Below are 13,276 nucleotides of genomic sequence, written 5' to 3' on the forward strand. Positions count from 1 at the left end.
GTGGAATTGGCAGACACACAGGACTTAAAATCCTGCGGTAGGTGACTACCGTGCCGGTTCAAGTCCGGCCCTCGGCACCATTGTTTTTAATATAAGATGCGCTCTTTAATGATCATGCCGGTGTGGCGGAATTGGCAGACGCGCACGACTCAAAATCGTGTTCCTCACGGAGTGCCGGTTCGACCCCGGCCACCGGTATCTAGTTTTAGATATTCTTTCATTCATTACATAAGAATTAAGGAATATCAACGTTTAAGACGTCTTTCTACAAATTGTAGGAGGGCGTTTTTTATTTGTTTTTTAGCTGATTTTTCACACGACAAAATTGCTTCCATTGGATAATTGAAGAAGGATGAGATAAATTGTACATAGGAGAGGTGTTGTAATGGTTACGGTTAAAAATGCTGAAAGTTATCTTAAAGATAGCATTGGTGAAGATACCGATGATATAAAAAAGGTTTGGGAAACATTTAAGGCTTTTTCAAAGGAGACAGTTGAGGGCGAAGAAGATAAAGAAATTTTATTTCAGTGTGGTGTCTATGACTTTACAGGAGAGGAACTATTTCATTTTGACCTTGTACGTCAGTTTACAGTTTATGAAGAAGATGATTATTCTCACATGGAACAACTACACTGTGAATTTTTATTTAAACCAACAAGCGAGTTAAAAAAGTTAAAGGTGGTAGAAGAATGGTCAATGGATTATGACGATATCGATCATTTTTTTAATCATATTGAAAGTATTCATGAGTTTAAAATACCTTTGAGTTTAAAGCCGATAAAATCAGAGATATATCAAGAAGAACTTTGATTGTTATTTCATAAACGGGTACTTTACTTTAAGAGGGTATACCTTGCCTTTTAGGAATAATTTATCATGGATTGCCGGTTCAGCTCCGGCCATCGGTATCTATTAAAAGTTTCATGATTGGTTTTTACCGTGAACCTAACGTTTCACCCTTGTGGTAAACGTTTTTGTGGTTATTAAAAATAGAAAATAATGAGCATGTACTTCTTTTAGCAGAATAATCTTTAGATGATTTGCAACATTTGATAAGATACATTTAACCATGTAAGGCAGCACATTCACATAAAACAGTGTACAACCTTTGTGTAACTAAATGAATATTTGGGGATACATACACATCTATAGCTGACATCATCATTGTGACCCAATTTTAGGGGAGAATTTATGAAAAAACAAAATGACCATGAAGAGTTATTGACAGGTGGCAATGTCTCGAACGTATATCGTTCGGGAGATACGGTTCGTCGAGAAGTAAAGTCAGACAATATCAATATACGAAAGCTGCTAAAGCATTTAGAAAAAAAGAATTTCTCCTATGCTCCAAAGTTTTTAGGGGTTGATGAAAAAGGTAGAGAGATCTTGTCTTTCATTGAAGGCGAAGCTGGCCATGATCCCTTAAAAGAATACATGTGCTCTCACCAAGCCTTAAAAGAAATAGCGAGAATGCTTAGACTGTATCATGATGCTGTTTGTGATTTTCCCATTTCAGACGATTGGGAACGAATGGACAATACGCCTAACAACATAGAGGTTGTATGCCATAATGATTTTGCTATGTACAATATCATTTTCAATAACGAAAAACCAGTAGGAATTATTGATTTTGATGTAGCTGCTCCTGGTCCAAGGCTTTGGGATATCGCATATACTCTGTATACATGTGTACCTATCAGTAGGTTTTTTCGCACCAAAACAGGAGATATCGTGAACTATCATTCATCAGACCATGCAGACCAGATAAAACATAGAGTCAAACTGTTTTTTGAAGCTTATGGTGAGGAAATAGCAGAAGATTATTTGGATATGGTGCTGTTGCGTTTAAAAGGGTTATGTCAGTACATGAAACGAAAAGCGAGTGAAGGGGATATCGCTTTTCAAAACATGATTCATGAGGGGCACCTTGAGCATTATCAAAAAGACATTCAATTCATTCATGAACATAGAAAAGATTGGATGTAAAGAGGCGGCGTTGTTATTGCAAACGAATACGATATTACAGACCATCATTGAAGACGAGGGATCACATGATTATCCTCTTTTTAGACAGTACTGTGTGAAAAAAGAACAGGGCCTGCGTAAAGATGCGCTAAAAGTTCTTCAGGCCTTTATTGAAGAAATGAAAGAGAACGATTTTGAAGTACAGCGTTTATTTGTTGCTTGGCTATTTGAGAAGATTGAACGGTTTGAGGATGGTCATCATTTGCTTGTGTATCCATTGATAATTGGGGTGATTCAGCCTGTTCTGCAAGAGTGGGAGAAGGTTGACCCAATGGATGTGAGACCATATCGCTGGCAGGGCTTGTTTGTACATCAGGGAGAAGGGCTGCCCTATTTATTGAAAGCGCTAGAGTTTGGAGGCAGCAGTGAGCAGCGTGTCATTGTTCAAATTTGCGAAACCTATTTATCGGCTTTATGGTATTCGTTTCATCATATACATGAAGATCTTTATTTAAGCACCTATGAGAAAGACCAAGAGCGAATTCAAGGTATTGAAGATGTCATGATGCTGATTGAAGATAAGAGGATTCGTACTAATGTTGAAAAACAAGCAGCCTATTATGATCAGCTTTTATCGGACTGGAAGAAATTTCAGCAAACGGAGACAAGAGGCTTCATGAAATGGTGTGCGGAGCGTAAGAAGCCGTATGAGTGGGTAGAGGCTTTTTATTATCAACAATAGATGAGGAAACGGCAGAATTCATTCTGCCGTTTATTTATGCCATATTCGTTCTATTTCTACATGATCTGGTTTGAAATATTTCAGGATATAGACATCTGGATTGCTTAATTTTTCCCACTCCTCGAATCCAATCGTTGGATCGGCGTGTTTAAGAAGCAGGCTCATGATATTGCCATGTGTGATGAATAGGGTATGATCTTTTTCTAATTTTATTTGTTCGTGGAGCGCTTCTACAATACGATTCATGGCTTCTTGGCTCGATTCTCCGCCTTCACAGGTCATATGTAAGTCTGTAAAACTAAGCTTTAGCTTCTCATACCAATTGTCTATTGGCTTACTGCTTAACACACGTTCAGAGAGGCGTTGATCGATTTTTATCTCGAGCTGTTTTGCATGAGCAAGGGGCTCAGTAGTTTGGATCGCTCGTTTATAAGGACTTGAGATAATCTGATTAAGATGAATGCTGGAAAAAAACTGTGACAGTTCGTGAGATTGAGTGATGCCTTGTGGTGTTAAAGCTGCATCTTTAGATTGTCCATCTGCTTGGCAGTGTCTGACGATATAATATGTTTTCATTGGATACACCTTTCATTGAGTATAAAAAAATCATCCAGTATTGGATGAGGATTTGCGAAGATCTAGGTAAGCTTGTTCGTATCTGTTTCTTTATAGGGATCTGTGAGCTTGGAGGTCAGGTCTAGGTTGAACAAAAAATCATCGACGGTGTCTGTGCCAAAGGGAAGTGTGGAGAAGTTGATTTGGATGCTGTCTTCTTGTTTTTCTGAAGCGACTTGCTGTGCAGGCTGCTTTTTTCTCCAGTTCTTAAACAAGCGCATGTGAGGCCCCCTTTTCTTTGAAAAAGATGGATTTATACATAATATACGGGGAGAGTTGTCCAGGCGTCAAATGTTTTCTTCAAAAGGAACGATTCAATTGGTAAAAAAAGAGCCACAGGAAAGTGCGGCTCTTGTTGTTTCAGTTTACATTGCGCGTTGTAATGCTTGTAGTAATTTACGTTCGCATCTTAAGTTGTATCGCTTCTTATGGAGTTTCTCCGTTTTAAACCTGCCTATGACACGCCGGACACCGGGATCATAAATGATGAGCTCCCTGCAAGTTTGATCATGTAATAGTGCCTGAAACCAGCTATATTTTTTGAGATGTGCTGCGTTCCTCGAGATCTCCTCTTCATCCACTTTTAGAAAAGGGATATACACAGCAAGTGAAAAGATATCTAAAATGAATCCCATTTTGCTTCCTCCTTTCATATTATTCATTACGCTTAGGAGAAGGCAAGGTTTCATTCAATAAACGTTAAAAACAATCCCAGTGCATAAACCATTCTTTTGATTCTTTGTCATAATAGAAATACATCGTGCCGTTATCACCAATCATGAAACGAGGTTTTTCTTCTGAGGCGATTTGCAGCATAAATTCGCCTTGTTGTTGATGGGGTGGGGATTGAATATACGCCCCATATCCACCGATTTTTGTGAACGAATAATTTGTGTATTGATTAAAAAAGTGGTCTGTCGCTTCTTCACTTTCGTTTACTTCTGTTAGATCCACATATGACCATGCTTCTTCCCAGCAAGGGAAATCCCTTTGCTCACTTTTGTTCCATTGGATTTGAAAGGGTTTGAGTCCTCTCACTTCTTCAGGAGTCTCAGCTACTTCTAAACCTTCGATTGATGCATATTCAATGAGCTTCCAGCCTTCGCCGTTTTTGGTGATATCAATCGGAAGTGTCTTCTGGTTGAGGAAAATTTGAATCAGTTTACACTCATTGAAGCCGTTCATTCCTCCTGGCACTTCTGGTAAATAAATTTGTAAGATCGGAATCATGGCACCATCTTGATCTGTCGGCCAGCCCTGATGAGGATCGATGAAAAAATGGCCTGCAAACCAGCTGTGTACAGCTGGATCAGGACGGAACCCGCCTATTTTGGCAATGGCTGGCGTTTTCCCAATTAGATTTAATTCTTGAAAAGCTTTGATCTCCATCTAATGTCCCTCCAGCTGTTAGCCTGCAATGTGTGCATCATGAAATGTGCCATTTATATTTCCTGTGATAATAATGACATGTCCCCAAAATAAATCACCGTCATGATAGTAGACTTCAAACTCTCCCTCAGGGTAAACATGCAGGCTTTCAAGTGAAATGCGGCTCATAAATTGATTCAGTGTGAGTTCTTCTTGCTTTTCAACTGATTCGTCTTGTTCCTGCCAATCCTTTGCTAGATCTATCAGCTGATTCGCGGCAAATGATTTAATAGAAGAATCCCATTTAGCTTGTTCTTGTATGAGTTGTTTTGCTGTAGAAAGAGAGTCATTTATTTTTTCATCTTCTTCGAGGTTGAAGTAGAGAAGGCACTCTTCATTGCTCCATTGGATCGTCTTTTCAAATAAGTCTAGTCCTTTCACTAACTCAAAGGTTCCAAGTATGTCATCATGATAAAACACAGGCTTTTGGGCTTGTTCTAAAATTTCTTGAAGTGCTTGATCCTTTGTATCTGTATTGATCAAAGATACAAGCATGAATTCACCTTCGCCCTTTCGGACCTGGAGTGTAACGATTGATTCTTTATGTAATTGTGCCTGTTTTTCCCTCAATCCTTCGTCATCTGTTAACCAGCAAAGTCTTACATTTTCGTTTGTGATATGGCCGTTTTCCTTCCAGGCAATTAGTGGAATAGAAGCGGTCCAAAGAGGTGCCTGTCCTGCTTTTCCTGCCCCTACACCAGAAGGTCCTGTAACAGCAATGATAGTGACTATATCTTCTGAAAATCTTCCTTCAAAAGTGTTGATTTGTTTGTTAATCTTCATGTGATGTCCTCCAGCTCGATTTTTTTGTCATGAACATAAGGATGATATGATCAAAATCTACCTCTTAATCACACCGCACATTAGTAGGGGAAATCAAGCTTTTTTTGTTTAAAACTGTTTTTTTAGGAGGTACATGGATTAATGAAGGTTGAGTCACAATAAAAGAAGCATGGATCGAATTTTGTATAAATTTGGGTAAGTGAGTCGAAAAGCCTAGGTGATTCTTCCTTTTCTTTATAATTACTTTGACACGAATAGATGAAAAAAGTAAAGTAATACTGAGTGATTTACAAAACCTTCTTCATCCACTAAAACATGAAGTGTGCGTAAATTTAATGTAAATGGATATTTTTCCTTTTATTTACTCGTATTTTTTTTGAAACTTATGATGCCTCTCGTTCGTTATATTAAAGGAGCGCATGTATCCGGCGGAGACAGAGCATCGGAATGCTTGACGAAGAAGATTTACATTTGCAAAATGAATGTAAATTTTTTATGATTTCATTTATATCAGAACGATGATAAGAAAGAAGAGGTTTTATGAAAAAAATATTTGCGAACAAATATAGCTTTTTTGTTTTGGCTGTCCTATTATTCTGGGCTAAATCATACACAGCCTACAAAATGGACTTTAATTTAGGAGTAAAAGGTTCTTTTCAAGAGGGGCTTCTCTTATTGAATCCATTTAGTTCAGCCATTGTGTTTTTTGGACTTGCTCTCTTTTTGAAGGGGCGTAAATCTGCCATTGTTTTAATTGTTATTGATTTTATTATGACCGCACTTTTATATGCAAATGTAGCGTATTACCGTTTCTTTGATGACTTTTTGACTTTCTCAACAATGAAGCAGGCAGGAAATCTTGGGGGAGGCATGACTGGCGGTGTGTTAGCAAGCATTAAGCCGCATGACCTTTTATACTTCCTTGATATCATCATCTTGATTGCGATTGTCATTTGGAGACCGGAAGTGAAGAAGTTCCAAATGAAAAAGACGTTTGCACTGCTGATTGTAGCTGCAGGTATTGGACTGTTCTTTGTAAACCTTCATTTGGCTGAAAAGGATCGTCCAGAATTATTAACGAGAACCTTTGATCATAAGTATGTTGTCAAATACTTAGGTGTTTACAATTATACGATTTATGACGGGGTACAAGCAGCACAAAACGCAACGCAGGTTGCAAATGCAAGCAGTGAAGATTTAACGGATGTTGTGAACTATACGTCTTCTCACTATGCGAAGCCAAATGTAGAGTATTTTGGAAAAGCAAAAGGTAAAAACATTATTAAAATTCATTTAGAAAGCTTCCAGTCTTTCTTAATTGACTACAAATTAAATGGAGAAGAAGTGACTCCATTTTTAAACAAACTGGCTCATGGGAAAGATGACTTTACGTATTTCGATAACTTTTTCCATCAGACTGGTCAAGGGAAGACATCTGATGCTGAGCTGATGATGGATAATAGTATGTTTGGCTTGCCAGAGGGAGCAGCATTTGTGACAAAGGGTGAAAATACCTTCCAATCACTACCTGCCATCCTAGATCAAAAAGCAGGCTATACGAGTGCAGTTCTTCACGGGGACTATAAATCTTTCTGGAACCGTGACACGATTTATAAACATATGGGAATTGATCAATTCTTTGATGCTTCCTATTACAACATGGATGAAGAAAACCTTGTGAATATGGGTCTGAAGGATAAACCGTTCTTCAAAGAATCAATCCCAATGCTAGAATCAATGAAAAAGCCATTTTATGCACATTTAATGACACTGACAAATCACTATCCATTTAATTTAGATGAAAAAGATGCGACAATCGCTAAAGCAACAACGGGCGATAAAACAGTCGATAACTATTTCCAAACAGCAAGATATTTAGATGAGTCATTAGAGCAATTCTTCAAAGACTTGAAAAAATCAGGTATGTATAAAGACTCAGTCATTTTATTGTATGGTGACCATAACGGTATTTCTGAGAACCATAACCGTGCAATGAGTGAAATTCAAGGGAAAGAAATCACTCCTTATCAAAATGCACAAAACCAGCGTGTTCCGCTCATGATTCGTATTCCTGGTAAGAAGGGCGGCGTGAACCATACGTATGGTGGTGAAGTCGACGTGATGCCAACACTTCTTCACTTACAAGGTATCGATTCAAATGAATTCGTGAATTTTGGAACAGACTTATTCTCTAAAAAGCATGATGAGACTGTTGCCTTCCGTAATGGAAACTATGTGACACCGAAATACACACTTGTCGATAATACCGTTTATGATACGAAAACGGGTAAAGTGGTGAAACAAAATAAAAAGACAGAGGCGATTAAAGCCCGTGTTGATAATCAGTTAAGTCTTTCAGATAAAGTGCTCTATAGGGATCTTCTTCGATTCCATAAGTTATCTGATTTCAAACCAGTGAATCCATCGGATTATTTCTATGGTAAAGCAAACAAAGAAAAAGAAGCGGATTCTTCTGCTAACTAACTGAGTTTTGGGCAAGCACAGAAAGGTGCTTGCCTTTTTCTCTCTCTTTGCTTGATTTGTTGGCAAAATATGTTTATATTTAGGGAGAAACAAGCGTGACGCCGGCTGGCAGCTGGTGACACACATTTCGTCCTTGGGGAATTCAGGAGGAGCTTATGACAACAAATACAAAAACACAAAAAAAGAAATCAGAATTATGGGGCTGGATCAAAGCCATCTTAATCGCATTTATTGCTGTTTTTATCATTCGGAACTTTTTATTCGCACCGTACATTGTGAAAGGGACTTCTATGGACCCAACACTGCATAACACAGAGCGGGTGTTTGTGAATAAAACGGTTGATTATTTCGGTGATTATAAACGGGGACAGATCATTGTTCTTGATGGGGAAGATCGCAGCACTCATTATGTCAAACGATTGATTGGTTTACCTGGTGATAAAATTGAAATGAAAAATGATCAGCTATTTGTTAATGGGAAAAAAGTTGCAGAGCCTTACTTAGCGTCAAACAAAAAGAAAGCAGCGGCAGATGGTACTTTGCTGACACCTGATTTTGGCCCTCTGACTGTTCCAAAAGGAAAGTACTTTGTCATGGGGGACAATCGCCAAAATTCAATGGACAGCCGCAACGGCTTAGGTCTTTTTACAAAGCGCGATATTCAAGGAACTACCTCATTTGTATTTTATCCTTTCCAAGACATTCGATTACTCAATCATTAATAAACAAGAAAAAAGCACACAGCCGTGTGCTTTTTTCTATGTCATTCAGACTGACTTTTTGTAATCGCCTGTTCAAGATCTGCAAGAATATCTTCAATCGCTTCTGTTCCAACGGATAAACGAATGAGCTCTGGTGTGACACCTGTCGCTTTTTGTTCTGCCTCGCTTAATTGTTGATGCGTTGTGCTGGCAGGATGAATGATGAGAGATTTAGAATCGCCCACGTTTGCGAGATGGGAGAAAAGTTTCACAGAATCAATGAGCTTTTTACCTGCTTCACGTCCACCTTTGATTCCGAATGTGAGGATCGCGCCTTGTCCTTTTGGTAAATAGGTTTGAGCAAGTTCATAGGATTCGTGACTTTCAAGGCCCGGATAGCTTACCCAATCGACAAGAGGATGATCCTGTAAGAACTGTGCTGTTTTCAACGCATTTTCACTATGCCGCTCAAGACGAAGGTGTAATGTTTCTAAGCCCTGCAGAAGTAAAAATGAGTTGAATGGCGACAGAGCTGCCCCTAAATCACGTAAGAGCTGTACTCGTGCTTTTGTGATATAAGCCGCTTCTCCAATAGCTTCTGTATATGTTAGACCGTGATAACTTGGATCTGGTTCAGTCAGCCCTTTGAACTTATCGCTGTCAGCCCAAGGGAATCGGCCGCTATCAACGATGACGCCGCCAATTGATGTACCATGACCGCCAATAAATTTCGTCGCTGAATGGACGACAATGTCTGCACCGAACTCAATAGGTCTTAATAAATAAGGGCTGGCGAGTGTATTGTCTACAATAAGCGGGATATGATGCTTGTGTGCAATGGCTGAGATGGCTTCAATATGTAAAATGTCGCCTTTTGGATTCCCAATGCTCTCTGCATACACTGCCTTTGTTTTGTCTGTGATCGCTGCTTCAAGTTCTTCAAGGTTGGATGAGTCGACGAATTTTACTGTAATTCCGAGTTTTTTGAGTGTATGGGCAAATAAATTGTAGGTGCCGCCATAAAGACTACTTGAGGAAACGATTTCATCCCCGGCTCCTGCAATGTTTAAAATAGAATAAGTCGTCGCTGCTTGCCCAGAAGAAACAGCAAGTGCACCAATCCCACCTTCAAGCTCTGCGATACGCTTTTCAAATACGTCATTTGTCGGGTTCATAATACGTGAATAAATATTTCCCGGTTCCTGAAGACCGAATAAATTCGCTGCATGATCACTATCTCTAAAACCAAAGGAGCTTGTTTGGTAAATAGGCACGGCTCTTGAATAGGTCGCTGAATCAAGTTCCTGACCTGCGTGAATGGCTTTTGTTTCTAAACGAAATGGACGTTCTTCTGACATGTGTGTATCCTCCTTTTGTTAGATAAAACCAACTGTTTTGATAAGAAATATTTAATAAGACTATAAATCTTGTTCACTGCTCGGTCAATCATTTTTTAGATAAATCTGAAAAAACAATAAATATAGTTGACAGGTAGGAATAGTATGTATTAACATGAGCATACTGAAAACGCGAACAAGAATGGCTGATCGGTCAACCGAAGGCTCTATCACTCAAGCATGAGTGAAGAGCCTTTTTTTATTTGAATGAGAAAGGATGATGAAGATGGAAAAAAAGAAAAAACGAAAAAAATACAGAAAACACATGGATATCACACTAGACATCTTAATTGAGCGGAACAAATATGAGATTTACAGCAGCAAGGAACGAATAGAAGCGATTTACGATCGGATTGATGAAAAGCATACAAGGACAAAATAACTATTTTATAAATTTGAGTTGATTTATGGGATTAATATGATTTAGGATGGTGCTAACAAATCAATATGATTAGCTGATCGGACAACACGAAGGCTCTTATCTCTTTTTTTGGGGATAAGGGCCTTTCTGTGTATTTATCTGATGGCAAGAGGAGTGGAGGGTTTCAATGACGATTTCAATTGATATTGCGGATAAATCCTTTTGGAAAGACAAACAGACCATTCGGGTACTTGAAGACTTAAGATTGAACATCATTCCCGGGGAATTTGTAACAGTGATAGGTCCAAGTGGATGCGGAAAAAGTACGTTGCTAAAAATCATAGGAGGGCTCGACACAGCGTATGATGGGCAAATTTTGATAGGAGACAGACGGGTCACAGAACCAGGAATGAAACAGGGCTTTATCTTTCAGGAACACCGCCTGTTTCCATGGCTGTCAGTCGAAGAAAACATAGCGGCCAATTTCAATTTAAAACAACAGGATGTACGCCGCAAAGTGGATGAATTGATTGAAATTGTTCGATTAAAAGGATTTGAACATGCCTATCCACATGAGCTTTCAGGAGGAATGTCGCAACGGGTTGCCATTGCGAGAGCACTCCTTCGTGATCCGGAGATCTTATTGCTTGATGAACCATTTGGTGCGCTGGATGCATTCACACGAAAACACTTGCAGGATGTGCTGCTGGACATTTGGCAGGAGAAAAAAACAACGATGATGCTCGTTACTCATGATATTGATGAATCGATTTATTTAGGAAATGTAATTGTGCTCTTACAAGCGAGACCTGGCCGAATCCATAAAATTCTTCCTGTGAATCTGCCTTTTCCGCGTGATAGAACGTCAACCTCTTTTCAACATTTAAGACAAAAGGTGCTTTCGGAATTTGAGAAAACAGATGAATTGTTACTAACTGATGGATCAGGGATTTAGGGAGGGGAAATCGCATGAAAAAGATACAAATGATCGTGATTTTTTTGAGTCTTCTCCTTGTTTTAGCAGGGTGTGGTCAAGCAGCAGACGGTTCAGAAAACAAGGTGAAAGAAATTCGGATTGGGATTCAGCAAAGTTTGAGCCCGCTGCTTTTAGCAAAGGAAAAAGGGTGGTTTGAACAATCATTTGAAAAAGAAGGAGTGAAGGTAAAGTGGGTGGAGTTTCAAAGTGGTCCTCCCCAATTTGAAGGACTTGCTGCAAATCAATTAGATTTCTCGCAAGTTGGAAACTCACCTGTCATAGCAGGTCAGGCAGCGGGTATTGATTTTAAGGAAATTGGTTTATCTCAGGATGGGCTGAAAGCGAACGGTATTTTAGTGAATAAGAACAGTGAGATTCAAAAAGTAGAAGATTTAAAAGGGAAAAAAATTGCTGTCGCTAAAGGGAGCAGTGGCTTTGATTTTTTATACAAGGTATTAGATCAGGCAGGTTTATCTGCGAAGGATGTTCAGATCATTCAGCTTCAGCCAGATGAAGCGATATCAGCATTTGAAAATGGATCCGTTGATGCTTGGTCGATCTGGGAGCCGTTCTTATCACTTGAAACGATCAAGAAAGGAGCAAAGCTGCTGGTGAATGGGGAAGCGACTGATTTATATTCTCCAGGTTTCACACTTGTTCGCACTCAGTTTGCTGATCAGCATCCTGAACTAGTGGTGAAATTTTTAAAGGTATATGACCATGCGGTGAAGTGGCAGAAATCACATCCAGAAGAGGCTGTTACTCTATATGCGCGTTTAAAAAATTTAGATAAGAAGGTCGTCACACAAGTATTAAACAATACGGAACCACTCAATAAGCCCATTTCGAAGAAGATCATCAATGCTCAGCAGCATACCGCTGATTTTCAATATAAAACAAAGGCGATCCAGCGGAAAATTGATGTCAATCAGGTTGTAGATAATTCGTTTATTGAAAAAATGCTGAAAGAGGAGATGGATGAATGAAAGCTATTTCGAACCCGGCTTTAGCATCTAAAATTGAGCGGTCAAAGAGAAAAAGGAGAAAAGCGTCTTCTTTATATAAGTTAAAGGGACTGGTATTACCTGTTCTACTTATTGCGGTTTGGCAGATTATAGCTGGTTCTCAAATTGTTTCTTCCACTGTATTGCCTTCGCCCGTTTTGATTGCTGAATCCTTTCGAGAGTTGATACGTTCTGGTGAGCTGTTTGGCCATCTTTACATCAGTCTTTATCGAGCAATATGTGGATTTTTACTTGGGGGAGGCTTAGGTCTTATGCTGGGCGTATGCGTAGGGTTTTCTAAAAAAACAGAGCAGTATGTAGATCCGACCTTGCAAATGCTGAGAACCGTTCCTCATTTAGCGGTCACCCCTTTATTCATCCTCTGGTTTGGCTTTGATGAAACGGCGAAAATTTTATTGATTGCACTTGGGGCTTTTTTTCCGATTTATATTAATACTTTTCTTGGTATTCGCAGTGTAGATAATAAGCTGTTTGATGTGGCCCGCGCCTTAGAGTTTAATCTGTATCAAAGCATCACAAAACTGATTTTACCGGCTGCTCTTCCGCATATTCTTCTGGGCGTGAGGCTGTCATTAGGAATTGCTTGGCTAGGTTTAGTGGTAGCTGAGTTAATGGGTTCAAGCAGCGGCGTCGGCTATATGATTATGGATGCAAGGCAATTCTCTCAAACGGATAAAGTGTTTGTCGGAATTATCATCTTTGCAGTAGTAGGTAAGCTGACAGATTCATTTGTACGTCTGTTAGAAAAGCGTCTGCTCAAGTGGCGCACTAGTTATCAAGGTGAATAATAACAGGGGG

General features: G+C 39.3%; 15 protein-coding genes and 1 tRNA gene. 10 read left to right on the forward strand and 6 right to left on the reverse strand.

Annotated elements, in window-relative coordinates:
- The first annotated feature begins 116 nt into the window (after positions 1 to 116).
- The 4 genes from QSJ46_RS14935 to QSJ46_RS14950 all read left to right on the forward strand — a co-directional run bounded on the left by QSJ46_RS14935 (position 117) and on the right by QSJ46_RS14950 (position 2,708).
- Positions 117 to 198 (forward strand) — tRNA-Leu (locus QSJ46_RS14935).
- A 187-nt stretch (positions 199 to 385) separates the two neighbouring features.
- Entirely contained in the window at positions 386 to 811 is a 426-nt protein-coding gene (locus QSJ46_RS14940; protein ID WP_285604938.1) for a hypothetical protein, read from the forward strand.
- A 381-nt stretch (positions 812 to 1,192) separates the two neighbouring features.
- Positions 1,193 to 1,987 carry a phosphotransferase gene (locus tag QSJ46_RS14945; protein WP_047202844.1) on the forward strand — a complete coding sequence of 265 codons (795 nt, stop codon included), beginning with the start codon at positions 1,193 to 1,195 and terminating at the stop codon, positions 1,985 to 1,987.
- Positions 1,988 to 2,003: 16 nt separating this feature from the next.
- Positions 2,004 to 2,708: a hypothetical protein gene (locus QSJ46_RS14950; protein ID WP_285605031.1), complete on the forward strand. Its 705-nt coding sequence runs from the start codon at positions 2,004 to 2,006 to the stop codon at positions 2,706 to 2,708.
- Between the two features lie 30 nt (positions 2,709 to 2,738).
- On the opposite strand, the gene QSJ46_RS14955 is transcribed toward QSJ46_RS14950, so the two are convergent.
- From QSJ46_RS14955 to QSJ46_RS14975, 5 genes are all read right to left on the reverse strand, one after another.
- A complete protein-coding gene (locus QSJ46_RS14955) occupies positions 2,739 to 3,284 on the reverse strand; it encodes a histidine phosphatase family protein (protein ID WP_106025354.1) in 546 nt (181 codons plus the stop codon).
- Between the two features lie 62 nt (positions 3,285 to 3,346).
- Positions 3,347 to 3,544 (reverse strand): hypothetical protein, encoded by a 198-nt coding sequence (locus QSJ46_RS14960; protein WP_039177342.1) that lies wholly within the window; start codon positions 3,542 to 3,544, stop codon positions 3,347 to 3,349.
- A 144-nt stretch (positions 3,545 to 3,688) separates the two neighbouring features.
- Positions 3,689 to 3,958 (reverse strand): hypothetical protein, encoded by a 270-nt coding sequence (locus QSJ46_RS14965; protein ID WP_047202846.1) that lies wholly within the window; start codon positions 3,956 to 3,958, stop codon positions 3,689 to 3,691.
- A 64-nt stretch (positions 3,959 to 4,022) separates the two neighbouring features.
- Positions 4,023 to 4,712 carry a DUF1963 domain-containing protein gene (locus QSJ46_RS14970; RefSeq protein ID WP_047202847.1) on the reverse strand — a complete coding sequence of 230 codons (690 nt, stop codon included), beginning with the start codon at positions 4,710 to 4,712 and terminating at the stop codon, positions 4,023 to 4,025.
- A gap of 18 nt (positions 4,713 to 4,730) precedes the next feature.
- Positions 4,731 to 5,534, reverse strand: a complete 804-nt coding sequence (locus QSJ46_RS14975; RefSeq protein ID WP_107163788.1) for a DUF2262 domain-containing protein — start codon at positions 5,532 to 5,534, stop codon at positions 4,731 to 4,733.
- Between the two features lie 540 nt (positions 5,535 to 6,074).
- Here QSJ46_RS14975 and ltaS point away from each other — a divergent pair.
- Positions 6,075 to 8,018, forward strand: a complete 1,944-nt coding sequence (gene ltaS / locus QSJ46_RS14980; RefSeq protein ID WP_058838710.1) for a lipoteichoic acid synthase — start codon at positions 6,075 to 6,077, stop codon at positions 8,016 to 8,018.
- Between the two features lie 155 nt (positions 8,019 to 8,173).
- Positions 8,174 to 8,740, forward strand: a complete 567-nt coding sequence (gene lepB, locus QSJ46_RS14985) for a signal peptidase I (RefSeq protein WP_047202849.1) — start codon at positions 8,174 to 8,176, stop codon at positions 8,738 to 8,740.
- Positions 8,741 to 8,781: 41 nt separating this feature from the next.
- Here lepB and QSJ46_RS14990 read toward each other — a convergent pair whose 3' ends face one another.
- Positions 8,782 to 10,077: a homocysteine synthase gene (locus QSJ46_RS14990; RefSeq protein ID WP_039177356.1), complete on the reverse strand. Its 1,296-nt coding sequence runs from the start codon at positions 10,075 to 10,077 to the stop codon at positions 8,782 to 8,784.
- Positions 10,078 to 10,342: 265 nt separating this feature from the next.
- On the opposite strand from QSJ46_RS14990, the gene QSJ46_RS14995 reads away from it, so the two are divergent.
- The 4 genes from QSJ46_RS14995 (at position 10,343) to QSJ46_RS15010 (ending at position 13,266) form a co-directional block, all read left to right on the forward strand.
- A complete protein-coding gene (locus QSJ46_RS14995; RefSeq protein ID WP_039177358.1) occupies positions 10,343 to 10,498 on the forward strand; it encodes an FbpB family small basic protein in 156 nt (51 codons plus the stop codon).
- 166 nt (positions 10,499 to 10,664) lie between these two features.
- On the forward strand, positions 10,665 to 11,432 hold the full coding sequence (locus QSJ46_RS15000; protein WP_285604939.1) for an ABC transporter ATP-binding protein: 768 nt from the start codon (positions 10,665 to 10,667) through the stop codon (positions 11,430 to 11,432).
- 29 nt (positions 11,433 to 11,461) lie between these two features.
- Positions 11,462 to 12,439 carry an aliphatic sulfonate ABC transporter substrate-binding protein gene (locus QSJ46_RS15005; RefSeq protein ID WP_371412179.1) on the forward strand — a complete coding sequence of 326 codons (978 nt, stop codon included), beginning with the start codon at positions 11,462 to 11,464 and terminating at the stop codon, positions 12,437 to 12,439.
- On the forward strand, positions 12,436 to 13,266 hold the full coding sequence (locus QSJ46_RS15010; protein WP_039177367.1) for an ABC transporter permease: 831 nt from the start codon (positions 12,436 to 12,438) through the stop codon (positions 13,264 to 13,266). The genes QSJ46_RS15005 and QSJ46_RS15010 overlap by 4 nt, the downstream gene beginning before the upstream one ends.
- Positions 13,267 to 13,276 lie beyond the last annotated feature (10 nt).

The sequence above is a fragment of the Bacillus sp. YKCMOAS1 genome (assembly GCF_030268125.1).
GTDB lineage: Bacteria > Bacillota > Bacilli > Bacillales > Bacillaceae > Bacillus > Bacillus safensis.

Excerpts from the sequence above, each read along its gene's own strand:
- ltaS (WP_058838710.1), top strand. The coding sequence starts at position 6,075 with ATGAAAAAAATATTTGCGAACAAATATAGCTTTTTTGTTTTGGCTGTC.
- QSJ46_RS15005 (WP_371412179.1), top strand. The coding sequence starts at position 11,462 with ATGATCGTGATTTTTTTGAGTCTTCTCCTTGTTTTAGCAGGGTGTGGT.
- QSJ46_RS14975 (WP_107163788.1), bottom strand. The coding sequence starts at position 5,534 with ATGAAGATTAACAAACAAATCAACACTTTTGAAGGAAGATTTTCAGAA.
- QSJ46_RS15010 (WP_039177367.1), top strand. The coding sequence starts at position 12,436 with ATGAAAGCTATTTCGAACCCGGCTTTAGCATCTAAAATTGAGCGGTCA.
- QSJ46_RS14960 (WP_039177342.1), bottom strand. The coding sequence starts at position 3,544 with ATGCGCTTGTTTAAGAACTGGAGAAAAAAGCAGCCTGCACAGCAAGTC.
- QSJ46_RS14970 (WP_047202847.1), bottom strand. The coding sequence starts at position 4,712 with ATGGAGATCAAAGCTTTTCAAGAATTAAATCTAATTGGGAAAACGCCA.
- lepB (WP_047202849.1), top strand. The coding sequence starts at position 8,174 with ATGACAACAAATACAAAAACACAAAAAAAGAAATCAGAATTATGGGGC.
- QSJ46_RS14995 (WP_039177358.1), top strand. The coding sequence starts at position 10,343 with ATGGAAAAAAAGAAAAAACGAAAAAAATACAGAAAACACATGGATATC.
- QSJ46_RS14940 (WP_285604938.1), top strand. The coding sequence starts at position 386 with ATGGTTACGGTTAAAAATGCTGAAAGTTATCTTAAAGATAGCATTGGT.
- QSJ46_RS14945 (WP_047202844.1), top strand. The coding sequence starts at position 1,193 with ATGAAAAAACAAAATGACCATGAAGAGTTATTGACAGGTGGCAATGTC.
- QSJ46_RS14955 (WP_106025354.1), bottom strand. The coding sequence starts at position 3,284 with ATGAAAACATATTATATCGTCAGACACTGCCAAGCAGATGGACAATCT.
- QSJ46_RS15000 (WP_285604939.1), top strand. The coding sequence starts at position 10,665 with ATGACGATTTCAATTGATATTGCGGATAAATCCTTTTGGAAAGACAAA.
- QSJ46_RS14965 (WP_047202846.1), bottom strand. The coding sequence starts at position 3,958 with ATGGGATTCATTTTAGATATCTTTTCACTTGCTGTGTATATCCCTTTT.
- QSJ46_RS14990 (WP_039177356.1), bottom strand. The coding sequence starts at position 10,077 with ATGTCAGAAGAACGTCCATTTCGTTTAGAAACAAAAGCCATTCACGCA.